At 47.1% G+C, this 23612-nt stretch carries 23 protein-coding genes, 1 tRNA gene and 3 pseudogenes; 4 read left to right on the forward strand and 23 right to left on the reverse strand.

The features are described from left to right. Positions 1-127 precede the first annotated feature (127 nt). Positions 128-1009, reverse strand: a complete 882-nt coding sequence (locus tag ACP3TC_RS06735) for a LysR family transcriptional regulator (RefSeq protein ID WP_426817823.1) — start codon at positions 1007-1009, stop codon at positions 128-130. A gap of 99 nt (positions 1010-1108) precedes the next feature. Here ACP3TC_RS06735 and ACP3TC_RS06740 point away from each other — a divergent pair, with 99 nt between their 5' ends. Then, the gene (locus ACP3TC_RS06740) at positions 1109-1615 is read left to right on the forward strand and encodes a phenolic acid decarboxylase (RefSeq protein WP_313852850.1); all 507 of its coding nucleotides are present in this window, start codon (positions 1109-1111) and stop codon (positions 1613-1615) included. A 66-nt stretch (positions 1616-1681) separates the two neighbouring features. Here ACP3TC_RS06740 and ACP3TC_RS06745 read toward each other — a convergent pair whose 3' ends face one another. From ACP3TC_RS06745 to ACP3TC_RS06775, 7 genes are all read right to left on the reverse strand, one after another. Continuing rightward, the gene (locus ACP3TC_RS06745; protein ID WP_313852849.1) at positions 1682-2476 is read right to left on the reverse strand and encodes an amino acid ABC transporter ATP-binding protein; all 795 of its coding nucleotides are present in this window, start codon (positions 2474-2476) and stop codon (positions 1682-1684) included. After that, on the reverse strand, positions 2460-3404 hold the full coding sequence (locus ACP3TC_RS06750) for an amino acid ABC transporter permease (RefSeq protein ID WP_426818248.1): 945 nt from the start codon (positions 3402-3404) through the stop codon (positions 2460-2462). The genes ACP3TC_RS06745 and ACP3TC_RS06750 overlap by 17 nt, the downstream gene beginning before the upstream one ends. Positions 3405-3414: 10 nt before the next feature. Next, on the reverse strand, positions 3415-3927 hold the full coding sequence (locus ACP3TC_RS06755; RefSeq protein WP_426817824.1) for a GNAT family N-acetyltransferase: 513 nt from the start codon (positions 3925-3927) through the stop codon (positions 3415-3417). A 10-nt stretch (positions 3928-3937) separates the two neighbouring features. Then, positions 3938-4879 carry an ABC transporter substrate-binding protein gene (locus ACP3TC_RS06760; protein WP_313852847.1) on the reverse strand — a complete coding sequence of 314 codons (942 nt, stop codon included), beginning with the start codon at positions 4877-4879 and terminating at the stop codon, positions 3938-3940. Positions 4880-4891: 12 nt separating this feature from the next. After that, complete coding sequence (locus ACP3TC_RS06765; RefSeq protein ID WP_426817825.1) at positions 4892-6208, reverse strand: LLM class flavin-dependent oxidoreductase; 1317 nt, start codon at positions 6206-6208, stop codon at positions 4892-4894. Positions 6209-6335: 127 nt separating this feature from the next. Further along, positions 6336-7493, reverse strand: a complete 1158-nt coding sequence (locus tag ACP3TC_RS06770) for an amidohydrolase (protein WP_313852844.1) — start codon at positions 7491-7493, stop codon at positions 6336-6338. A gap of 69 nt (positions 7494-7562) precedes the next feature. Next, positions 7563-8561 carry an LLM class flavin-dependent oxidoreductase gene (locus ACP3TC_RS06775; protein ID WP_426817826.1) on the reverse strand — a complete coding sequence of 333 codons (999 nt, stop codon included), beginning with the start codon at positions 8559-8561 and terminating at the stop codon, positions 7563-7565. A 206-nt stretch (positions 8562-8767) separates the two neighbouring features. On the opposite strand from ACP3TC_RS06775, the gene ACP3TC_RS06780 reads away from it, so the two are divergent. Beyond that, entirely contained in the window at positions 8768-8944 is a 177-nt protein-coding gene (locus tag ACP3TC_RS06780) for a hypothetical protein (RefSeq protein ID WP_313852842.1), read from the forward strand. On the opposite strand, the gene ACP3TC_RS06785 is transcribed toward ACP3TC_RS06780, so the two are convergent. Both ACP3TC_RS06785 and ACP3TC_RS06790 read right to left on the reverse strand, forming a co-directional pair. Next, on the reverse strand, positions 8941-9690 hold the full coding sequence (locus tag ACP3TC_RS06785) for a 4'-phosphopantetheinyl transferase family protein (protein WP_313852841.1): 750 nt from the start codon (positions 9688-9690) through the stop codon (positions 8941-8943). The two genes, ACP3TC_RS06780 and ACP3TC_RS06785, sit on opposite strands and share 4 nt — an antisense overlap. 136 nt (positions 9691-9826) lie before the next feature. Continuing rightward, on the reverse strand, positions 9827-10033 hold the full coding sequence (locus tag ACP3TC_RS06790) for a hypothetical protein (RefSeq protein ID WP_313852839.1): 207 nt from the start codon (positions 10031-10033) through the stop codon (positions 9827-9829). Positions 10034-10259: 226 nt separating this feature from the next. Here ACP3TC_RS06790 and ACP3TC_RS06795 point away from each other — a divergent pair, with 226 nt between their 5' ends. Beyond that, positions 10260-10496, forward strand: coding sequence for a putative hemolysin (locus ACP3TC_RS06795; protein ID WP_313852837.1), 237 nt, complete (start codon positions 10260-10262; stop codon positions 10494-10496). Positions 10497-10705: 209 nt separating this feature from the next. Here the strand turns inward: ACP3TC_RS06795 and ACP3TC_RS06800 are convergent, their stop codons facing one another. From ACP3TC_RS06800 to ACP3TC_RS06860, 13 genes and pseudogenes are all read right to left on the reverse strand, one after another. Further along, positions 10706-11053 (reverse strand): DUF1493 family protein, encoded by a 348-nt coding sequence (locus ACP3TC_RS06800; protein ID WP_426817827.1) that lies wholly within the window; start codon positions 11051-11053, stop codon positions 10706-10708. Next, complete coding sequence (locus ACP3TC_RS06805) at positions 11038-11487, reverse strand: STM2901 family protein (protein ID WP_313852834.1); 450 nt, start codon at positions 11485-11487, stop codon at positions 11038-11040. Before ACP3TC_RS06805 ends, ACP3TC_RS06800 begins: the two co-directional genes overlap by 16 nt. Positions 11488-11498: 11 nt before the next feature. Next, positions 11499-11642 (reverse strand): annotated as a pseudogene (locus tag ACP3TC_RS06810) (type VI secretion system tube protein Hcp); the annotation flags it as partial. A 51-nt stretch (positions 11643-11693) separates the two neighbouring features. After that, positions 11694-12787 (reverse strand): annotated as a pseudogene (locus tag ACP3TC_RS06815) (IS3 family transposase); the annotation flags it as partial. Between the two features lie 364 nt (positions 12788-13151). After that, positions 13152-13865, reverse strand: a complete 714-nt coding sequence (locus tag ACP3TC_RS06820) for a hypothetical protein (protein WP_426817828.1) — start codon at positions 13863-13865, stop codon at positions 13152-13154. 10 nt (positions 13866-13875) lie between these two features. Continuing rightward, a complete protein-coding gene (locus tag ACP3TC_RS06825) occupies positions 13876-14076 on the reverse strand; it encodes a hypothetical protein (protein WP_426817829.1) in 201 nt (66 codons plus the stop codon). Between the two features lie 333 nt (positions 14077-14409). Continuing rightward, the gene (locus tag ACP3TC_RS06830) at positions 14410-16731 is read right to left on the reverse strand and encodes a chromosome segregation protein SMC (protein ID WP_426817830.1); all 2322 of its coding nucleotides are present in this window, start codon (positions 16729-16731) and stop codon (positions 14410-14412) included. After that, complete coding sequence (locus tag ACP3TC_RS06835) at positions 16694-17380, reverse strand: ABC-three component system middle component 1 (RefSeq protein WP_426817831.1); 687 nt, start codon at positions 17378-17380, stop codon at positions 16694-16696. The genes ACP3TC_RS06830 and ACP3TC_RS06835 overlap by 38 nt, the downstream gene beginning before the upstream one ends. Next, a complete protein-coding gene (locus ACP3TC_RS06840; protein ID WP_426817832.1) occupies positions 17370-18608 on the reverse strand; it encodes an ABC-three component system protein in 1239 nt (412 codons plus the stop codon). Before ACP3TC_RS06840 ends, ACP3TC_RS06835 begins: the two co-directional genes overlap by 11 nt. A 151-nt stretch (positions 18609-18759) precedes the next feature. After that, positions 18760-20016 (reverse strand): annotated as a pseudogene (locus tag ACP3TC_RS06845) (integrase domain-containing protein). A 206-nt stretch (positions 20017-20222) separates the two neighbouring features. After that, positions 20223-20299: transfer RNA gene (locus ACP3TC_RS06850), tRNA-Pro, on the reverse strand. Positions 20300-20370: 71 nt separating this feature from the next. Beyond that, positions 20371-22125 carry an LPS biosynthesis-modulating metalloenzyme YejM gene (gene yejM, locus ACP3TC_RS06855; RefSeq protein WP_313852821.1) on the reverse strand — a complete coding sequence of 585 codons (1755 nt, stop codon included), beginning with the start codon at positions 22123-22125 and terminating at the stop codon, positions 20371-20373. 21 nt (positions 22126-22146) lie between these two features. Beyond that, positions 22147-22374 carry a YejL family protein gene (locus ACP3TC_RS06860; RefSeq protein ID WP_313852820.1) on the reverse strand — a complete coding sequence of 76 codons (228 nt, stop codon included), beginning with the start codon at positions 22372-22374 and terminating at the stop codon, positions 22147-22149. Positions 22375-22526: 152 nt separating this feature from the next. Between ACP3TC_RS06860 and yejK the strand changes: the two genes are divergently transcribed. Continuing rightward, entirely contained in the window at positions 22527-23531 is a 1005-nt protein-coding gene (gene yejK / locus ACP3TC_RS06865; RefSeq protein WP_313852819.1) for a nucleoid-associated protein YejK, read from the forward strand. The last annotated feature ends 81 nt before the right edge of the window (positions 23532-23612 follow it).

Genomic DNA, 23612 nt, shown 5'->3' on the forward strand with positions numbered 1-23612 from the left:
GATAGCGGTGGGTTAAGGTAATGACAGACCCAGGCTGCACCGCCTGACGTCTTTCCTGGACCTTTCTGTCGTCTTGCCAAATGGTTAATACCGGTTTATCACGCTGATAAACCGGTTTTTTTATCGCTTATTCTTCCTGCCGGGTGAACAGTTCCGTCAGGGTAGCAATCTCCGCATCCCACGCCAGATTCTGCTGGCGAAGAATCAAATGCAACGCCGTTGTACGCCTGACGCCATGCTCTAATGGCAATATTTTCAATTGATTTTGGTCGAGTAATGGCGCGATGCGTTCTGCGGGCAGCCAGCCGTAACCTACCTGATGCACTACCGCCTCTATCGCCGCCTCAATCGTGGTAAAGGTCCAGCTTTCAGCTAAGGCTGCTGGCTGCTGTTGAGCCTGCTGTAGCTGGTCGGTGATTTTAATCAGTGGATAGTGATGCAGCTGGGCACTGCTGAGTGGAGCAGGCAGGCTATGCAGCGGATGCTGTGAGTGCGCCACTGCGATGAAATCCACATTCATCAGCCACTGGCCGGGATCCTGAGCATGATGATTACGCGTCAGCACCAGTAAATCAGCCGGGCGTTGCGCCAGCTTTGCCGGGCTTTCGCTGTTTAACACTTCGGTAAGATGAATCTGCGTCAGCGGATGCCGTTGCTGGAAGTGGCGTAATACATTAAATAATCGGGCGCGCGGAAAAATACTGTCCACTACCAGGTCGATACGCGCTCGCTGTCCGCTCTTTAACGCGGCGGCACGCCGCTCTATCTGATGAAAGTCGCGCAGCAGCGGACGCACCTGAGCCAGCAGCAGCTCACCCGCGGGCGTCAGTACTGCGCGTCGGCCTTCGGGTTGCAATAACGCCACCCCCAGCCTCTGCTGCAATAACGAAATATTATAACTGACGGCTGACTGGCTGCGATTAGCGGCCTTTGCTGCCAGTGCAAAACTGCCAAGATCAACCAGACTTTCCAGTAATGACCACTGCTCAAGTGATGTTTTATGTAACATGATTAATCTATTTTTTAGATGATTTACCCGCAAAATTAGCGTTATTCATCGAATTAATAAAGCGATAAAGTGTTCTCAACGAAACAAAGGAGAACAACCATGAGCCAGTTTGATAAAAATGACCTGAGTGGATTTACCGGCAAACACCTGGTGTATACCTATGATAATGGCTGGAATTATGAGATTTATGTAAAAAATTCCACCACCCTCGATTACCGTATTCATAGCGGTCTGGTGGGAAATCGCTGGGTAAAAAATCAGCATGCGTACATTGTCCGGGTTGCCAGCGACGTGTATAAAATTTCATGGACCGAGCCGACCGGCACTGATGTTAGCCTGATCGCTAACCTTGCCGATAATGTGTTCCACGGCACTATCTTTTTCCCACGCTGGGTGATGAATAATCCGGAAAAAACCGTCTGCTTCCAGAACGATCATATTGCGCAGATGGAAAGCTATCGTGATGCCGGCCCGACTTACCCAACCGAAGTGATTGATGAATTTGCCACTATTACTTTTGTACGTGACTGTGGTGAGAATGATGAGTCGGTCATTAATTGTGCGGCCAGCGAGCTGCCAGCCGATTTTCCGGCTAACCTGCGGTAATTAAGCAGAAGGCGGCGTAAACGCCGCCCCGATCCACGGGAGCCGCTTTTGGCTCCCGTTTTGTCGCTATAATACGCGCGCCAGAAAACGTCGGGTACGCGGATGCTGCGGCTGATTGAGCACCTGCTGCGCACGTCCTTGTTCAACCACCTTACCATCGACCATAAACACCACCCGATCTGCCACCTCACGGGCAAAGCCAATCTCATGCGTCACCACCACCATGGTGGTGCCCGATCGCGCCAGCTTTTTAATCACATCCAGCACTTCTCCCACCAGCTCAGGATCGAGAGCAGAAGTTGGCTCATCAAATAACATCACCCGTGGATTCAGCGCTAACGCCCGGGCAATAGCAATACGCTGTTGCTGACCACCGGAGAGGTGGCGCGGCCAGGCGTGCGCCTTCTCGCGCAGGCCAACGGTATCCAGCAGCTGGTAAGCCAGCTCAATGGCCTGTGCCCGCGTCTGCTTTTTATGCACAATCGGCGCTTCAATAATATTTTCCAGCACTGTCATATGCGGGAACAGATTGAAGTTCTGGAACACATAGCCCACTTCCGTGCGCTGGCGCAGAATGGCTTTTTCTTTCAGTTCATATAAACGATCGCCTTTACGCTGATAGCCGATATAGTCGCCGTCGATACGGATGAAGCCTTCATCGACGCGCTCAAGGTGATTGATGGTGCGTAACAGCGTTGATTTGCCGGAGCCGGATGGCCCGAGAATCACCGTTACCGAGCCGGGCTCCAGTTCCAGCGACACATCATCCAGCGCCTTATGCTTACCAAAGCTTTTGCTGACCTGGGCGATACTGACCTGGCCGCGTAATGGATTGTTCGAGTAATCAATAGCCTCTGACATGGCTGACTCCCTGGGTAACCGGTTGACGTTGCAGGCGCTGGCGTAGCTGACGCCATAATCCCGGACGATGTTCGCGGGTGGCGCTACGCGCCAGCCAGCGTTCGACATAGTGCTGAATCACCGACAGTACGGTAGTCACCAGCAGATACCACACCGCGCCGACCATCAGCAGCGGAATGACCTGCTGAGTACGGTTGTAAATCATCTGGATGGTGTAGAACAGTTCCGGCATTGCCAGCACATAAACCATCGCCGTGCCTTTTGCCAGACTGATAACTTCGTTAAAACCGGTGGGAATAATGGCGCGCAGCGCCTGCGGCAGGATAATTCGCAGAGTGCGACGGCGTGCCGGTAAACCGAGCGCCATTGCCGCTTCAAATTGTCCTTCATCGACGCCGAGAATGCCGCCACGGATAATCTCTGCGGTATAAGCCGCCTGCACCAGCGTCAGGCCAATCACCGCGGTGGCAAACTGGCCCAGTACATCAATGGTCGGATAGCTGGCAAACACCAGCGGAGTAAAAGGAATACCCAGCGACAGCGTGTCGTACAGATAGGAGAAGTTATACAGAATAATCAGCACCACAATCAGCGGCAGCGAACGGAACAGCCAGATATAGATCCAGGCCAGGCCGGAAAGCAGCCACGAGGGTGACAACCGCGCCAGCGCCAGCAGTGCGCCGAGTACGATGCTGAACAGGGTGCCAAGTAGCGTCAGCAGCAGCGTCTGCGCCAACCCCTGTAAAATCACCGGATCGAAGAACCAGCGGGCGAATACCGCCCATTCCCAGCGCGGATTAAAGGCGACGGACTGAACGACAGCCGCCAGAATAAACAGCGCGACCAGCGCGCCCAGTTGGCGCAGCGGATAGCGTGCGGGTACCACGCGCAATGTCGATGTCGATGTTGATGTCGGTGTCGGTTTCATCATCGGCTCCTTAACTGGCCTGAGCGGTTGCCGCGATGGCTAACGGTTTGGTAAAGCGCAGGCGACCATCGTGTGGCGGCAGGCTGTAACTTTCCGGATCGCGGTTGATATCGAACTGCGGCTGATAGCCGTGGGCGAGATAAAGACGCACCGCTTCAGGCTGGCGAAAACCCGTGGTCAGATAGACCTGCTGATAGCCAGCGAGACGCGCGCGCCGCTCCAGCTCCTGTAAAATTATCAGTGCCAGCCCCTGGCGGCGTAAATCACTGCGTGTCCAGATACGTTTTAGTTCGGCAGTTTGCGCATCAAGGGCTTTGTAAGCGCCCATCGCAATGATCTCGCCGCCACGCTCCAGCACGATAAATAAGCCCTGCGGCGGCAGATACCATTCGGTAAGTTCCACCTCGTTTTTACTGTCAAAATAGTCACCGTAACGCGCCTGATATTCAGCAAACAGCCCGGTGATAATCGGCTCCAGCTCCGGGGCTTCCGGCGAGAGCTGACGAAAATGTGTCTGGCTCATTATTTTTCCCCTAGTCGCCGAGGCCTGGCGGGTTAATTTCAGACTGTCCGATGCGTTCAATACCTTCACCCCAGCGGTTCAGCACTTTGTCGTATTCACCGCCTTTAATCACGCCGTTCAGCGCGGTGTTTACCGGTTCGACCAGACCACCGCCTTTCTTCAGCGTGACCGCAATGTGCGCCGCTTTCGGCCAGCCGCCATCGACACTGCCGACCAGCCTGGTTTTACCGGTCAGCGCGGCTTTCCATGCGCCAATCACATTGGGGCCAAAGTAAGCGTCAGCACGTCCGGACTGTAATGCCAGCGTTTGCGCGGCATCATCTTTGCTGTAGACCGGAGTAAAAGGCTTAAGCCCTTTGGCCTGATTTTCTTTGTCCCAGGCGAGCAGGATCGCCTCCTGATTCGTGCCTGATCCGACGATAATTCGCAGACCGGCAATATCTTCGGCTTTCTCAATGCTGGCAATTTTGCTGGTGGATTTGACGTAGAAACCGAGCGAGTCTTTGCGGTAGGTAGCGAAATCGAACTTCTCTTTACGCTCCTTAGTCACGGTGACGTTGCTGATGGCGGCATCATATTTGCCGGAGGCGACGCCAAGCGGCCAGTCTTCCCACGAGGTCGGCACCACATTCAGTTCCAGACCAAGGCTGTCGGCTACCAGACGGGCAATATCTGCCTCGCTGCCCAGCAGGGTTTTATTGTCGGCGGCAAATAATGTCAGCGGTGGCGAGTTCAGTGCCGCCACTGCCACGGTGAATTTTCCCGGTACGGCAAAGCGATGCCCGGCAGGAATTTGTGCGATAGCGGCGGGATTTTTCGGCGCGTTAACCGGTTGCTGATTGGCTTCAACGCTAACGCCCTGGCCGTTCAGTGTCACTTCCTCTGCGGCTGCCAGCCCGCTGAACATCAGTGAGGAAAGCAGGGCGACGGCAAATAGTTTTTTAGTTTTCATCGATTCACACTCTTATTGTGCAGAAAATTGATTGGCTGGTGTGGCTAAACCAAGGCTTGCGCGCAGGGTGGTGCCGGGATATTCACTGCGTGACAGGCCGCGAGCCTGCAAAATAGGCACCACGCGATCGACAAAGCGCGGGAAGGTGTCCGGGGTACCGCCGTTGATAATGAAACCGTCAGCGGCGCCGATTTCAAACCAGTGCTGCAGACCATCGGCGACCTGTTCCGGCGTGCCGTGGAACAGCGGGCGTGGGGTCGCGGCTTCCAGCGCGGCCTGACGCAGGCTGTGGTTATGCTCACGCGCTTTACGCTTAATTTCATCGGTAGTGCTGCGAAAGCTGTTCTGACCCAGCTGGCCCAGTTCCGGGAAGGGCGCATCCAGCGGATACTGACTGAAATCATGATGTTCAAAGAAGCGCCCGAGGTAGTTGAGCGCATCCTCAATTGAGACCAGTGCGGCAGTGGTCTGATACTGCCGTTCGACATCTTCAGCATCGTCACCGACGATGACGCTGACGCCCTGGAAAATATGCAGATCTTCTGGCCGACGTCCGTTTGCCACTAACTGATGCTTAACGTCCTGATAAAACTGCTGCGCTTCCTGCGGCGTTGGATGATGGGTAAAAATGGCATCCGCGTGGCGGGCTGCCAGTTTTTTCCCATCTTCCGATGCGCCGGCCTGAAAAATAATCGGGCGCGCCTGTGGCGTACGTCCAATATTAAGTGGCCCCTGCACCTGGAAGAAATCACCGTGATGATTCAGGGTATGCAGCTTATCTGGGTCAAAAAACTCACCGCTCTGCTGATTGCGAATAAACGCATCTTCTTCCCATGAATCCCACAATCCTTTGGTGACGGTGAGAAACTCATCGGCAATACGGTAACGCAGCGCATGTTCCGGATGCTGCTGGCGTGAGAAGTTTTTGGCCGACCCTTCCAGCGGGGACGTCACCACATTCCAGCCAGCGCGACCGGCGCTTAAATGATCCAGGCTGGCGAACTGACGTGCGACGGTAAATGGATCGCTGTAAGAAGTGGACAGGGTGCCGACCAGACCTAAGTGGGTGGTGACGCTGGCCAGTGTACTGAGCAGAGTAATCGGCTCGAAGCGATTTAAAAAATGCGGGATCGATTTTTCATTAATATACAGTCCGTCGGCAACGAACAGAAAATCGAGTTTTCCTTGCTCGGCTTTTTTCGCCACGCTTTTGACGAAGTCTAAATTAATACTGGCATCAGGTTGGGCATTGGGATGACGCCAGGCAGACATATTTCCCGATGCGCCGTGTAATATTGTTCCTAAGCGTAATTGTCGTTGCGTTGCCATATTTCACTCAATGTATTCAACTGGTAAACAGCACTATTCCTGAGTGAGCTAATTTAGTAAAACAACAAATCCGGCAATTAACAGCAGTAAATATCAATAAGCCCGGCGGGAATATCCCGCCGGACAATCAGGCATTCACTGCCTGTGAAGGGGTTTGCGTCAGCGAAGTCAGTGCCTGTTCCGCCAGCCGGGCGAAATAATTCGCGGCGGGATGAATCAGCGCTTCATCGGGATTAAATTGTGGATGATGCAGGCCATATTCACTGGCGCTGCCAATACTGACAAATACCCCCGGCACATGATGCAAATAGAAGGCAAAATCCTCACCGCCCATCTGAATCTCTGCCGGTTTTAGCTGATAGCCGCTGGCGGCAGCCACCTGCTGGCTAAAGGTTGCCCAGTGCTCGCTGTTCACCAGTGCCGGCGGTCCGGCCTGCCATTCCAGCTCAACTCGTGCGCCGAAAGCTGCCGCAACACCCTGTATTATCTGGCGTATTTTCTCCGGTATTGCTGCGCGCACGCTGTCGTTATGGGTACGCACCGTACCTTCCAGCTCCACTGTCTGCGGCAGCACATTCCAGGTATTACCGCCTTGGAAGCGGGTCACGCTGACCACCACCGACTCCAGTGAGCTGAAACTGCGGCTGGGCAGAGTTTGCAGCGCGGTAACGATCTGGCTGGCGGTGACAATCGAGTCTACGCCTTCCTGCGGACGTGCGGCGTGGGCCCCTTTACCGGTGACGCGAATCACGAAGCGATCAACGTTTGCGTAGAACGGACCACCCCGCGCGGAGAAGGTGCCGACCGGTAATTCAGGTGCATTATGCATACCAAAAATTGCCTGTACGCCTTCCAGCACGCCAGCATCAATCAGCTGCTGTGCGCCGGTAAAGGTCTCTTCAGCAGGCTGGAACAGTATGCGCACGCGTCCAGGCAGATCGGCTTCACGCGCTTTCAACAGCAGTGCGGCTCCCAGCATAACCGAGCTGTGGACGTCGTGCCCACAGGCATGCATTACGCCAGGGTGATGTGATGTGAACTCCACTCCGCTGCTCTCTTCAATCGGCAGAGCATCAATATCAGCGCGCAGCGCAATTAACGGTTCACCTGTGCCTATTTCGGCGATTACACCGGTTTTCAGTGGATAATTAAGCTGACGGATATTTGCCTGTTCCAGCCAGCGCCGAATACGCTCGCTGGTGGCAAATTCCTCGCCGGAAAGTTCCGGGTTTTTATGCAGCTCACGTCGCCAGGAAATAAGCTGCTGACTCAGTGCAGTGGTCATCAATACTCCATTTGTTAATATTGATCAGGCCTTATTGACCTTTTATTTTGGCTATCATCATTTTTACTGTTATGCCGCCACCAGTTGGTGACTTGCTAATAATTCGAGGGATTTAATTCTGTCGTGCCCATTACTGATTGGCGTATCAATTATAAATTCTTCAATGGCAAATCGCTGGTGCAGTGCCTCTAATTGCGCATGAACCTGTGCGGCGGTGCCTTTTAATACCGCAGCGGATCGCGGCTCAATTCGCGCGCCTTCAGCGCCTGACTGGCGAATAAAGGCTTCGGCCTGTTTTAGATTACCGACGGTCACGCTCTGACCGGCAGGCGTATGTACGCGGTATTGTTGTAGATCCTGCGCCAGAATATTCGCTTCGGCCGGTGAAGAGGCAACAATAACCTGAACCGCCAGTATCGCCCGCTGGCCGCCGCTGTCGAGATGATAGGCAGTCAGCGCCCGCGCCTGCTCTTCACTGTCGCCATTAAGATGTGCGGCAAACACAAATTGCCAGCCAAGACTGGCCGCCAGACGCGCGCTGCCTTCACTGGCTCCCAGCAAAAAACGCTGCGCGGGCAGTGCCGGCAGCGGAGTCGCATGCAGGGTGTCCTGCTGTTGATCTACGGGGGAAGGGCGCAACCAGCCATCCAGCTGTTCCAGCTGTGCGGTAAAGTCGCCTTTCTCGTCCTGATGCAAACCCTGCTGCAAGGCGCGTGTTGAGAGCGGCAATCCGCCCGGCGCTTTACCCACGCCCAGATCGACGCGGCCCGGTGCCAGCGAGGCCAGTAAATTGAAGTTTTCTGCCACCTTATACGGACTGTAATGTTGCAACATTACGCCGCCAGACCCGACGCGTATCCGGCTGGTCTGCGCCAGAATCCAGGCGATCAGCACTTCTGGAGACGGGCTGGCCAGCGAGGGCGTATTGTGATGTTCCGCCAGCCAGAAGCGGTGAAATCCCCACTCTTCAGCACGTTTCGCCAGTTCGAGGGTGCGTGCCAGGGCCTGTGCTGGCGTTTCACCGTCGGCAAGCGGGCTTTTGTCTAACAGGCTCAGTCGCCAGGTCATCAGCTTGATTCCTTAAAAGCATTCAGTACCGGCAATTATTGAAGTTGCTGTCAGATGATGTAAAACAACAAAAATTGCTTAATGAAGCCATTAAACGGGATAAGCGGCGTATTGCTGTTGGATGGGTTTTGTTGGCAGAAATTAGCATTTTGCTCTCGCCGCATGTCGCGCTTTAATGGCACTTCATTCGACAGAGGAGAGCAACGATGAAAGGTTTATGGCTGCATTTTACGCACTTTTTCCATGTACCCTCTGGCATGGCAACGCTGGACAGTTGTCGGGTGATAGAGGCGATGATGCCGATGATGGAGCTGTACGGTGTTGATATCCGCGATCTGCCTGCGCAGCGCTCTGACAGCGAGTCGCATCAGATCCGGGATTAACCGCCAGCAGGGTGAATCTCATCCGCGACCAGCGTGATGATTTCATCCTGTTGCTGTTGAAAATAGCCGCTGAACTGGCGTCCGGCCGGAAATTCAGCGCTGAAACTGCGCGTCAGTCGCAAACACGCCTCGCCAGTCTCGCCATCCAGCTTCGTCACTTCCGCACTGTGAAAATCCATAAACTGCCGCAGGTGCGGATACAGCGCTTTGTACAGACTCTCTTTCAGCGAAAAAGCCAGCGTGAGTGCGGTAGTCAGCGGCAGACCGCACTGCCTTAAATGATGCAGTTCGCTGGCCGAGACAATCATTTCACTCAACTCCAGCGCATTGTCCGCTTTCATCAGTTGTTCAACATCAACCCCAGCCAGGCGCTGCGGCCGGTCAGCTGCGCTGATAATCACCGCCCGTTGTGCGGTGTGTGACAGTGAGCCGATGATACCCCTGGGCCACATGGGTGCGCGGTCGGCGTCATTTTCCAGCGTAAAATCAACGATTCCTGACGATGCCAGTGCAACTCGCGCGGCATAGCGACTGGCGAGATATTCAGCGCGGCGCTTGATTACCGCCTGGCTCAAATGAGCCGGTTGCGGGATATGATAGAAAGCAAACAGCGCCGGATCAAACTGCTGAACATCAAAACGAATTTCCGTCAGGCTCAGCCACGGGTTAGCGAGCAACGTGGTCTGCTGCAGCTGGCTGATAAACCGGCTGGCCGGGAAGGCAATAGCTGAGAAGGGGTTAAACATAGCCTGCAGAGAGTGAGTAGTGTGAGGTTCGATTACAGCAGCAATGAGGGATAATTTCAATCAACGGGCAGGGCGATGGAGAGTCAGAGCAGCCGTTGCGCTGCTCTGAATTAACGATTAGTCAGCAACCGTGCGTTTAATCATTCGGCGGAATGGAGAAGCCCTTCAGCGACACGATAAAATGGTTGTGGCCTTTGGTAATTCTCGCGCCTTTATCACACCAACGGCTGGCAAGACGAAAGAAATCGTCGCTGCCGATATCATAAGCCAGTTCTACTTTATTAATCCCTGAGTGCAGCAACTCTTCAGCGTCCCGGTCATTTTTTGCTTTGATGATTACCATGATAAATGAGTCCGAATGGGTAATTTTGTGCTAACAGCTTAAGAGAGTTATGTGACATTTTTGTTGCAATCAGATGAATTGAGAAAAAGGCCAGACGGATTTGCTGCCTGAAGCGGTACGTTCAAGGCTAATTAGCGGTATCGGCGGGATACTGTGATTCGGTGCCAATCCTGATAGTATGCAGGGTGTAAACCCCGACAGTTAACTTATTTAATTAAGGTTATCGATGAAGAAATTAGTGAGTTTGATGATGTTAACGTTATTGGCGGGATGTTCGGCGCAGCGTGAAGCACCCGTACCGCCAAATGTTATGGGAATGGCGAATCCGGCTTCAGTATATTGTCAGCAGAAGGGCGGCAAGTCAGAGAATATTCAGACGACTCAGGGCACCCGATCGGACTGTTTACTGCCGGGTGGCGAGCGTATAGACGAGTGGGCGTTGTATCGCCGCGATCATCAATAGAGCTGATGCTTTGCCCGCTCCTCAGTTACGGCTTTAAACTGCCAGATAAGTGATTTATGCAATGACATTAAACACCCCAAGTAGGTCATTCTTAAATCCAACTAAAAAAGCATCAACGACAGGACAGATGAGCATCAGTTAAGATCATATAAGAGCCAGTAAAATTGCTGGCTTGCCCTTATAATAGGGCAGGTGTGGTATGAACTTGTTTAATCATACAGCCATCTTCCAGCTTTTGCAGATTCAGCGAACATTCTTACGGTTAATGGTTGGCGTGTCTGCTCAATTTGTTCCCGTTTTGCTTTGAACCATCGGGTCACCAGGGGAGTGTTTTCCCAGGGAAAGTAACAAGACCAATCAACAACAGATAAGTCCACTTTAAAGGTTTTTTCAAATTTCCTAATCGCATCTTTAAAGTCATCGCCAGGTGATTCAAACAGGTCTGAATCAAGTTCAAGAGGTATTTCTTTCCAGTCGCTGTCTAAATATCCGGGAATTTCTTCCCGGAATAGTGCCAGCACTTCGTTTTGAATAGTACTCATCAGAAAGATGTCCACATTATGCGATCTTTCGGTCGGGCAATCAGGTTGTATTTAGCCTGAGTCTTTCTTGATACCTGGTAAAGTGAGTTTATAAGGCCAATCCACCCCAACCACGGAACGTAACGTGCTATAACTGCGGCAAGTTTGTTGGTCTTCTGTATCCTTAAGCCGACAGGTGTAGGAACTCTGATCCCGAAAGGTATTCGCGTGTCTCTAAGAAGCATTCTTCCATACTTAGAAATGACGCTTGTACCTTTGATAGCGGCACCAGGTTTTTGACGCGTCTTTAACCATGGTTGACCGGATAAAATAGCCGCACCGGATTCAATGCCAATTCCAAGCTCATCGCAAAATTGCTCAAGAAAAATCACGTCGAAAAGTTCACCTGACGACAGATTACTTTGTCCGTGGTAGAAGTACGTTCCATTAAGCTCCTCAGTCGTATCCATTCAATCACCTATCAAGCGGTTTGACGGTCGTTCCATGCGTCGCTGTAGATTATATTGCCTTCGCAATGCTTCCAGGTGATTTTCTCATAGCGTAACTCGACTGTTTCGATATGATTATTATTGTTATCTTCTGGCGCAGCCATAGTTGGAGTGACCTGCCCCCAGTAGTAGATACAACCATCAGTTAGTAATGTCGGGTTGTTTACATCACATTTTCCATTCCGCCACCGTGCTGCAAACTCTGATGGCGTCTGATAATTAAGTGCTGAATGTGGACGATACTCGTTATAATCCTGCCGCCAGTCATTAATGATTTTCCTGGCATGAACAATATCGCTGAACCCGTGCTCATTCAGACATTCATCGCGAAATCGTCCGTTAAAGCTCTCAATAAATCCGTTCTGCGTTGGCTTGCCCGGCTGGATTAAGCGCAACTCAACATCATGCTCAATAGCCCATTGATCCAGTGCGCGGCAGGTGAACTCCGGCCTCTGGTCAGTTCTTATCGTCGCCGGATAGCCTCGAAACAGTGCAATGCTGTCCAGAATACGCGTTACCTGAACGCCTGAAATCCCGAATGCGGTGGTAATTGTCAGATACTCCTTCGTGAAGTCGTCCACACAGGTCAGGCACTTGATCCTGCGACCGGTGGCGAGCGCGTCCATGACAAAATCCATCGACCAGGTCAGGTTGGGCGCCGCCGGGCGGAGCAGCGGCAGGCGTTCTGTTGCCAGCCCTTTACGGCGTCGTCTGCGTTTTACGCCCAGCCCGCTCAGATGATAAAGGCGGTACACGCGCTTGTGATTAACATGAAGGCCTTCACGGCGCAGTAACTGCCAGATGCGGCGGTAGCCAAAACGCCTGCGCTCCAGTGCCAGCTCAGTGATGCGCCCTGATAAATGCGCATCAGCCGCCGGACGCTGAGCCTCATAGCGGCAGGTCGACAGGGACAAACCTGTAAGCCTGCAGGCACGATGTTGCGACAGACCGGTCGCATCACACATAAACTCAACGGCTTCCCGCTTCTGGTCTGTCGTCAGTACTTTCGTCCCAGAGCCACCTGAACTGCCTCCTTATCCAGCATGGCTTCGGCAAGCAGCCTCTTGAGTCTGGCGTTCTCTTCCTCAAGCGACTTCAGGCGCTTAACCTCGGGCACCTCCATACCGCCATACTTCTTACGCCAGGTATAAAAGGTGGCGTCGGAAATGGCGTGCTTGCGGCAGAGCTCACGGGCAGAAACCCCGGCTTCAGCCTCGCGGAAGATACTGATGATCTGTTCGTCGGAAAAACGCTTCTTCATGGGGATGTCCTTATGTGGCTTATGAAGACATTTCTAACATCGCGGTGTATTAATCAAAGGGGAGCAGGCCACTTACACAGTGTATTCGTAATGATTTAGCAATGCCTCTCGTGTTATTATTATATTTTGGGGTTGGATTTCTTGTAATAGATTGAGTTATGGTTTCTTTCATAGAAGCTCCTTTTCGTATGTGCATAATTGTATTTTTTATGGAGAGCAATTCCTTTGCTGCACTTTTTATATTTAAATTTAAAAAAACAATAAGTCAATATTTTGAATTTGACCCGGTTCTTCTTTTTCAACCGCAGGGCGAAAAACAAGTGAAATCAAAGAATCTTAGCTTCAATGAGTTAGCCCTTACTTGTTATTGTTTGATGGCAATAAGATATTCTAGAGTTAGGTTTTGAATTTCATTATATTTTAATATCATTCTATCGACATTTATTGTTTCTTCTTTCCCTCTGTGGGAGTTATTTTTTAATTCTAACCTTGATATTCCTATGATTGCGATTCTATCTAAACTACCATCAATATTTAAATAGAAATCGTTAAGAATCCCACTATAGAGATATGTGTTTTTACCTGAAACAATCATGCATGTTATGCGGATGAACTCACTTACACTATTTTTATCAATAGAGGTGGGTTCTATTTTACCTTTAAGCTCATAATACCAAGGTAAATTGAAGGCAAAGGCTGAAGACTTATAAGGATTCAATTTAAACATTAGCTTTTGTAAGGCCAATCCAGAAGCATATGCAAGTGTGAACACTAAAAAGAAATAACTTATAATCCATCTTCTACTATCGATTATTTTATTAATATCAATTGGTTGTAATTTTTCGTTGGTTAATATCTTTATGATTATTGAATAGTCCACCGATTTACAAAATAAAAAATAAGAGATAGTTAATGAAACAGTATGAAGGATTAAAGTTGCAAAAACAGATTGAGCTGATGTCGCGTCTAAACCCTTAGATTCAAGGGTGGTGTTTTCCTTTTTGTCGTACCTTTTAATATAAAGAAAACCTGGCAGCATAAGAAATAAAATGAAGAAAGCTTGAAAAGCAAGATTCACTATAATATCCCTATTTAGTTACAGGTTCTTTACTTTTTATATAGTCATAAAATTCTTTAGAATTAGTAGACATAATTCTATAAGTATCACCATTAGATAATTCTACACTTCCTAAACTCTGATTACTACCTATGAAGGTTTGCATTTGTTCTTTCCCCTTAGGGTCTCTAAGGATAGTTTTAATATCTTTACCCATAAGCGCTTTCATCATTCACCTCAACTTAAACTGTTAATATACTGTGTGTTATAGCACACAATCACGATAAAGTCAAAAATCCATTTGCATATCAGATGTATCATGTGATATGGACATACTCCAACTTAGGAATTTCCGTAATGATCAAGAAGTAAATCCATTTTGATATAAAATGACTAAATACTTAATTATCGGTTATCATAAAAAATATTTTTAATTCAGCAACCTACAAATTGAGAAGAGTCTCTAAAGTCCATTGATGTAATTGAATATTGTTAGAGTATAAACCCTCCTAAATTTAAATTTATTTATACGGCTGAGATAACAAATATCTCAGCCGCTGGGTATTTACTTGCCAATATGTGTTTGCATATTAAATGGTTTTTGCGTCAAGCCTGCACGCATAAATCTAAACCTGAGATATGAAGAAATATTATCTTCATGTGATGAGAGTATCAACTGCCTATTACTTAACTCACAGCGTAGCAAGTCGCTTAAAGAAGCTATATTGATCTCGTCAAGAGATTGAGCTGGATCATCTATTAGAACCAGAGGGGACTTTGCATACACTTTATTGAGTGATAGGAAAAAGGCCAAGCTTAATGCCGATAGTTGTCCAGAACTCATTGACATGGTTGCGTCATGTTCTGATTTTTCTGCTGTGCAGAACCTCAGTCTATCACCATTCCCTTCATCTATAAATAGTCCTAAGCCACGTTGGTAGTTTTGGATAAGTCTACCGCTATAAATATGGAACGTTAACTCTATATCAGCGATTGTTTTTTTAGAATAATCTTTGTTTAGTATAGTGAGTTGTTCCTTTAATGTGGTAATTTTCTGTTTAGCATTTGTTAAGGCTTTATCCATATCTAACAAATCGTTAAGCTCTTTTTTTAAAGCTTTAAGTCTAAGATTATTCGCTTCATTCTTTTTGTATAAGAAATATTTATCTTTTCGATTGAGCTGTTCTAAGTCTATGTTGAAAATATCATCTGGTGTAGCGAATGATTCATTCAAGACTGATTCCCATCCTTCAGGAAGTGAAATCAGCTCGGTTTTCTTTTGTTGACGTATCAACAATACCAATGATTGTTTCCTTGATTCTATTTCTTCTGGTAAATCTGTAAAGGTCTGCGGGTAAGATATTCCGATTTGTGAAAGTCTTTCATTTATTTTTTTTATTTTTTCGAATATGCTTTCTGACTTTTGTAAACTGTCAAATATTTTTTTGTCATATTTAAGCTGAGTTTGTGCTTCTACCAAACGCTGAATCTCAGCATCCTTAGATTGCTTTATTTCATCGAGTTCGGCTTGTAGCTGTTTCCCTACATTATCTAATAAACTTTCTAAAGATTTACTTTTAATATCGATTGCGTCTAATAGCAGATCTTTTGTTATCCAGTCATGCCCACAAAGTAGACAATGCTTTTCTGATAGAGAAGTTTTCTTTTGATGTTCTTCTATTAATTTCTTTCTTGCTTGGCTAATCTCTACAAGAATAGCATTTTTCTCACCTATTTCTTTTTTGTAATTATCTCTAAGTTGTAAGCGTCTTTTGAAATCGATAATATCTATATTTGTATTATCTTTAATTTTATCAATATCATCCTGACTTATGGAATCTTCTTTCTTGCGCAAAATGCTTAAAGATAAATTGATCTCATTGTTAATCTTATTCTTTTGAGCCAGTTCCGGGTAGGCTTCAATATGATGTCCTACTTTAATTACCTCGGTTAATAGCTTTTCATTTTTGCTTATGAAATTTTCTATTCTGGCATTATCAATAATTACGCGAAGCTGTTCTTTGTTAGTAATTAGGTTTTTAAGTAATGAAATTTTATTCTCATTTTTTTCTGTTGTTTCAATATCAGAAAAAATTGAAGGGTTCTCAACATCCCATGATGGAGTAGACAGATGAGTTGATATTTTTTCATACTGCACATGATTATTATCATTTGTTCCTGGTACACCTATCGCTTGAATTTGAGATGTGATTGAATCCCTCTTTTGAATGAAATTCAGACCGGTTGATTTCCTCGTCAATGCACTTTGAACTCGTCCACATAAATTTATGTTTTCAGTTAGTTCACTAACGTTCATCAGGCCACTGATAGCATTTTTTCGCTGCCTAATACTGTTAGCAAAAATAAATGAACTCTGTCCTTGTTCAAGATAGTTAAGAAAGTTGTAGTTATCAGTGAATTTTTCACCTAATATTTCATCGAGTTCATTTTGTGTAATTAAGGTGCTGTTTTCGTAAGAGTCTAATAAACCTAATTTATAGAGTTTAAATATGCTAAAATTATCTGCTTTATTATTCTGTATTATTTTTAAATCTTTTGCATGTGCTCTGCGTGAAAAGTAAAGTTTCTCATTATTATCATTCGACATCTCGACACTGATTTCGATATCATCCTCTCCATTTGTTTTGTTCCAGAAAAGATTATCACTATAATTTTTAGTGCCTCCTGGCATTATTGTTTCACATAGTTGTACAATTCTTTTTATTTTTCCTGTAAACAATAATTCTAAAGCATCATATACGCTTGTTTTGCCATATCCATTAGGGCCTTCAAGTGTCAACAAAGAAGAACTCTCAAAATCGAATTCGACTTTATCAAAAGCTTTGAAGTTATTTATTCTCAGCTTTGATAGCTTCCAGTTCTTCATTTATTAATTCCTCAATTAGCATGTCTAAATTTACATCACTTTGTTTATTTGCTGTGCTGATCCTAGTATATATCTCAGATAAATTTAATGAATCTACCAGCGTGTTGATTTGGAGATCAATTGGAACAATATCCTTTTCTATATCAGGCATTTCTAAAAAAGGTAGTTTAATGAAAATTCTAGCTGCCATGTTATACAGGCTGGGGCGGGATGGATTTGCTTTATATGTGGAGAATTCTTCATGATCTGAGAGAACTGCTCTAAGATTATTGAAGTTCTTCCCGGAAATTAATTGATTCTCTTCATTTGAATAATACAATACATACTTTTTGAAATGATAAGCATTTTCTTCTATATCAAATATACTTTTTTCATATTGCTTGTAATTTGAAAGTTTGTCGAGTTGAAAAACTATTATAAGATCAGTGTTTTTTGCAAAAGCTGGAGCTTCTAAAAGTTCAGTTGGGGTGTTGTTAATAATTAACTCATTAATGAAACTCGCATCTTCAAGTTTATCAGTTCTGTAGGTTATTATATATCGACGTAATGCATCTTTCTCCTTTTTAAAAAAAGAAATATTTTCTAACGTACTTTCAACTTCTATAAATTGGTGATCTTCAATAGCCTGTTTTATAAAATTATTTAGCATTTAGTTCCGCCTCTGCTTTATCAGTAGATATAACCCTTAAATTAAATTCCCTAACAATATGGTTATTGTTCACTTTAGAGTGGTTAATTTTTGTGATTTTTTCTGAGGTTGCTGAAATTATCGTATCATCTGATACTTTATAGGCTATTATGTTATTATATTCATAAAGCAATGATGCAAGTGTAGCATTATCCCTTATGTGTTTTTTAAGATCTTCTTGGAATGAGGTATTTCGTCGTCTTCCGTCTCTAATTTCCAATGCTGTTGGAAGATATTTATTTATTTTTTTTGAATAATGGGGTAAGCCTAATAATTTTGGTATGTGAGATATAGCCGAAATCACATCAAAATAATCTCTAATGTCATCCTTATTTATGACATTATTTACCCGGTGAGGCTGCAATGATGTATGCATTTGGATAGCAGAACTATCATTCAAACTATAAATGAACCTAAAAACGTTTGAGATTGATTCAATTTGCTTTTCATTAAAATGGTCCAAATCATTGTAGAATTCAGTTTCAATAATAGTGGTTATTTTCTCTTTGGTTAATAATGCTTGGTATATTTCGTCTGTTCGATTCAGAGGTGGGGATGTTAATAACTCCCAAAAAATGCTACTAGCTATTCTATTATGGTATGCAGCATAGTTCTGAGTTTGTCCATTGTGGACTAAGTTATGAATTATAATTACTTTATTAGTTATAAGCTCAGAGAGTAAAGTAGACTTTTCAATAATTAAATTGCTTGATCTTATTAAATTATTTTTGACTAAAAAATTTTCAATTTGTCTATCAATTAAATCATTTATTTCAGATATAGCACAGTATTTATTATCTCCATAACTATAAAACTCTACTGTTTTTCCATCTTGGCTTGTATAGTTTTCAAACTTATTTAATTTTTTCGCTACATGAAAATATCGGATTGTGTTTTCATCACAATCAGTATCAATACATGCAGCTTTATAGATAGCCTCGACATATTCAGAGCGGTATTGTGAAAGCTTTGCTTTCACTTGATGAGTTGAAATCACTTTGCCATCACAATAAATAGCAAAGTCGTCAGTGCTATCTAATTGCAACTCAAAATTATCAACTGTTCGCTCTTGAAATGATTTCTCTGTTAATAGTTTCAGGCAGTGATAAAGAGCTACTTTCCCCTGATAAACAAAGCCCCCCCAAGAACTAATCGCACTTCCTGGCAGCGTTTCCTCTATGTTAGACATTTTTTATCCTATGAAATATTTACTAAACACAGCTATATATCAGAATCCTTACATAGACATACTAATCATTTTTAGTGTGATTGAAATGAAAAATGTTAACTATCTTGATCATAACTGTGAGAAAGCTCAATTATGAGAGCAGCTAAAGATTTTAATTGGTATATCCTTCTGTTGAGGTTAGCTTTCCAATAACACTAATTGATGAGTTTCCGAAGGATGCTGCTTCTACATACTCACCCCACCAGTTCATCATCTCTCTACGCTGTTCCAGATACTGTGATCTGTTATAGTCTCTCCTGACTTCGTTAGTATCGATATGTGCTAACGCAGCTTCGATCACATCAGGAGGAAAACCTTTCTCGTTAAGCACTGTTGAGGCAATGGCTCTCGTCCCATGAGCGACAAGAAGATCTTTGAAGCCCATCCGTTTAAGCGCCATGTTTGCTGTCTGACTATTCATTGGTTCAAGCGGATTACGGTAGCCAGGGAAAACATAATCTCTGTGCTTACTGATGGGCTTCATCACTTCCAGAATAGCCAAAGCTTGCTTAGAAAGCGGAACGATATGCTCACGCTTCATCTTCATGCGACCAGCAGGGATACGTCATTCTTTCGCGTCAAAGTCGATCTCATCCCAGCGAGTCGTTGACGCTTCGGCAGGTCGGATCATCGTAAGTAATTGCCATTCGATAAGACAGCGGGTTTGTCGTCCGATACTGGCAAATGCCAAAGTTTTCATTAAAAGGGGGAGTTGCTCTGGAGGTAGGGCAGGGCGATGCTTTACCTTTGGTTTATGGAATGTTCGCCCGATTCGAGCTGCGGGGTTTACAAATACCAGCCCAGAATTGAGGGCGTAATCCATCACTTCATTGATACGCTGGCTTAGACGTTTAACCGTTTCGAGTCTTCCGGCTGCGTGTGTTGGCTCTAACGCTCCGATGAACTGCTGAGCCGTGATGTTAGCAATGGGCATAGAGCCAATATGTGGGAATACATATTTACTCATAGAACGCCAGATATCGTTTAACGTATGGGTTGTCAGCCCCGCTGATTCTTTGGTTTTAAACCAGTCTCCTGCAACCTTTTCAAAAGTGCTTTCAGTGGCACTTTTTTGCCGCAACTGTTCGATTTTTTTATGCTCCTGCGGATCAATATCTTTGCTCAATAGAAGACGGGCATCTTCACGAAATTGACGAGCCTCAGAGAGAGATACAGCAGGGTAAGCACCAAAGCTAATCATGGCGCGTTTGCGAGTGAAAGGTTTGTAATAGCGGAATCGCCAGAGTTTTGAGCCTCCGGGCTTAACCAGTAGCTCTAAGCCATCCCCGTCATACAGGATAGTGGCACGTTCAGTCGCTTTGGCATTTTTGACTTCGGTGTTGTTAAGGGGCTTTGTCTGACGCGCCATATTATTCTCCAATCACTAGTTAGGCATATGGCTCAGACGACACGATGGATTGTATGCCTAAAGATATGCCTAAAAATGTTGGATTTCACTGTATCAGTGTGGACTTTGCTAGACAACAGAAAAACAGCAGGTCAGTGCAACCTACTGTTTATTCTGTTTTTTATAGTCTTGTCTGGACTTGAGTAGACAAAACGCTGGGGATAATTTGGTCGGCACGAGAGGATTTGAACCTCCGACCCCGGACACCCCATGACCGTGCGCTACCAGGCTGCGCTACGTGCCGAACAGTGATTTTATACTACCTTTTCCGCGATCGATTGCAAGCCAGAAATCGCTTAACTGCTTAATTAATAATCAGTTAGCAATGAATCGTTTTTCTTCCGTCAGCACCTGTAACAGCAGCGCCAGCTGCGGTTTATGGTCCTTCAGGCGCTCGCCTTGCCGATCGTAAGCCTGATAGCTGCCGTTGTTATCCAGGACCAGCGTAATTTGCGGCGTGGTGATCACTAACTGGTGTGCCTCGGTGCTGGCGACCCAATTATGACGACGTTGGGCAGCAAACAGATCCTCACCCTGAGAGTACTCTCCCGGTGCGGTACGCACATGTAACAGGCGTTGCATCAGCGTGGTCATCACATCCTGATGATTGGTCAGCTTATTCACCTGCTGCGCCGGTGTATTTGGCCAGTGCACTACCAGCGGAACTTGCAAGATGGCGCGGTTACCCTTGCTGTTATCATGATCATTAAGTGCCACACCGCGCTGTGCGGTGATCACCACCACGGTGTTTTTCAGCAGGTCTTTCTCTTTTAATCGATCCAGTACTTGTTGAATCTGCTGATCTACCTTGCTAGCGCTGCGCAGATAACGACGGCTGAAATCCTCAGCGTTACTGTCCAGATCGTTCAGGCCATCGTAGGAAATATAGGAGAACCACGGCGTGCCGTTAGGTTGCTGTCTGTCCAGCCAGTTTTCCCACTGCGCGGTGGTTTGCGCGTTGGACTGGTTTGCCGAAGAGGGCAGGGAGAAGTCGGTCAGCAGCGCCTGGCGATACAGTGGCGAGCTGAAGCCATCCGAAGCGAACAGGCCGAACTGGTAACCTTGTTTACTCAGCGCATTCATCAGCGCCGACGGAATGCGTGAGGACAATACGCCGTCCATATAGCTGGGTGAAATACCATAAAACAGGCCGAACAATCCGGCATCGCTGGAACTACCCGCACTGAAATGCTGGTTAAAGCGCACGTTTTCCGCGGCAAATTGACTCAGATTCGGCAGAGCTTTGGCCATCGAGGCTTCATTCAATCCATCAACGGTAATCACCAGCAGATTGTTTTTACTGCCAGCATCGCGGAAGCTGATATCGCTCAGCGGATAAGCCACCGACAGCGCTTCCGGATTACCCTGCTGAACCAGACGGCGCTGGTATTCCTGGGCATCCAGCAGGCCATGTTTCTCAAGGAAACGACGAGCGGTCATCGGATAAGAGAGCGGCAGATTAGCGCGCTGCATGGTTATCGGACGATAGAAGTTGGCATCAGCCCAGATATACATCAGGTGGCTGGTAAAGAAGGCGGTGATAAACAGCGCCGCCAGCGGCTTACCGAAGCTGCGCCGGTTCAGGCTGCGCAGCTTCTGCCAGCTCCAGGTAGCAAACAGCATCTGCACGAGGAAAATCAGCGGCAGGCTGATAAACATCAGCTGCCAGTCGCGCGCCATTTCGCTTTGATCGGGGTTGACCACCAGTTCCCACACCACCGGGTTAAGGTGCAGGTGGAAACGGTTAAACACCGCGCTGTCAACTAACAGCAGCGTCATCCCGGCCGTGGCAACAATCGCTGAGAGGAATCTCATCAGCCGTTGTGACATCACAATAAACGTCAGCGGGAAGATGATCAGCAGATAGGCAGCAAACACCAGGAAGCTAAAGTGACCAATCCAGCTGGTAAACGCATAGATACGACCGGGTAATGAAGAGGGCCAGTCGGCTATCAACAGGAAGCGGCTGCCTAAAATTAAGGCAAAAATGATATTAAACAGAGCGAACCAGTGCCCCCAGCTAATCATCTGGGAGACTTTTTCACGGTAGCGCTGCCGGTTGGTTACCATAGTCGGGTCTGGATCATCACATTAATGGGCTTTATCTTCGCGGACTGAAGACTGAAGTGCATCGGCGAAGGAACGAGCCAGCACGCGGCGTTGAGCCGGCGCAACGCTGGTATTGATTAAATTGGTCACCATATTTCCTAAAACCATCAGGGAAAGATCGGTTGGCGTCTGGTTTTTTTCCAGCACGTTGACCAGTTCGGCGAGGAGCTTCTCCACGCGTTCGTCGCTATAACGGGATGATTGTGGCATAAGTAGAATTATTCAAGTATTAAAGGGCGGTATCTTACCGTATCAGCGCGATTTTTACCGCACTTTTATCGTAAGAAGCATGTTAATTGGTGGTTGATTGAGGCGTCGCGCAGTGATTGAATACGCGCCTGTGCCATAAAGGAGAGTCTACCATGAGTCTGGATATCGACCAGATTGCCCTTCACCAGCTGATTAAGCGAGACGAGCAGACGCTGGAGCTGGTATTGCGTGAGTCGCTGCTGCCAACCAATGCCACCGTTGAAGCGATGGTGGAAGAGCTGCATCGCGTTTACAGCGCTAAAAGCAAAGCCTACGGTCTGTTCAACGAAGAGAGCGAGCTGGCCGATGCACTGCGCAATTGTCGTAAAGGCGAGGACGATTTTCTCGCATTTAGCCGTGCAGCAACCGGCCGGTTGCGTGACGAGCTGGCAAAATATCCCTTTGCTGAAGGCGGCGTGGTGCTGTTTTGTCACTATCGCTACCTGGCGGTGGAATATTTGCTGGTCGCGGTGCTGAGCAGCCAGAACAGTATGCGTGTCAATGAAGAGCTTGATATCAGCACGACGCATTATCTTGATATTAATCACGCAGATATTGTAGCGCGCATCGATCTGACCGAGTGGGAAACCAATCCGGAGTCAACACGCTACCTGACTTTCTTACGCGGGCGAGTTGGCCGTAAAGTTGCGGATTTCTTTATGGATTTCCTTGGTGCCAGCGTCGGCCTGGATACCAAAGCGCAGAACCGCGGCCTGCTGCAGGCGGTTGATGATTATTGTGCGGAATCACAGCTGGATAAAGGCGAGCGGCAGAATTATCGTCAGCAGGTTTACAGCTACTGTAACGAGCAGTTGCAGGCCGGTGAAGAGATTGCGTTGGAAGATCTCTCTAATGAGTTGCCGCCACTGGGCGAGAAAAGCTTCCAGGCGTTTACTCAGGATCAGGGCTATGAGCTGGAAGAGAGCTTCCCGGCGGACCGTGGCACCCTGCGTCAGCTGACCAAATTTGCTGGCAGCGGTGGCGGTTTAACCCTGAATTTTGATGCCATGCTGCTGGGCGAGCGCATTTTCTGGGATCCGGCGACCGATACGCTGACGATTAAAGGTACGCCACCAAATCTGCGCGATCAGCTGCAGCGTCGTACCGGCGGTAAGTGACGGATGTGGCGGAAGCTGTTCCGCCCGATCGTCAGACAAAAAAAAACGCCGCAAATGCGGCGTTTTTTCTTCAACCCGTTC

It is taken from the genome of Winslowiella sp. 2C04, from assembly GCF_050037805.1.
GTDB classification, from domain to species: domain Bacteria; phylum Pseudomonadota; class Gammaproteobacteria; order Enterobacterales; family Enterobacteriaceae; genus Erwinia; species Erwinia toletana_A.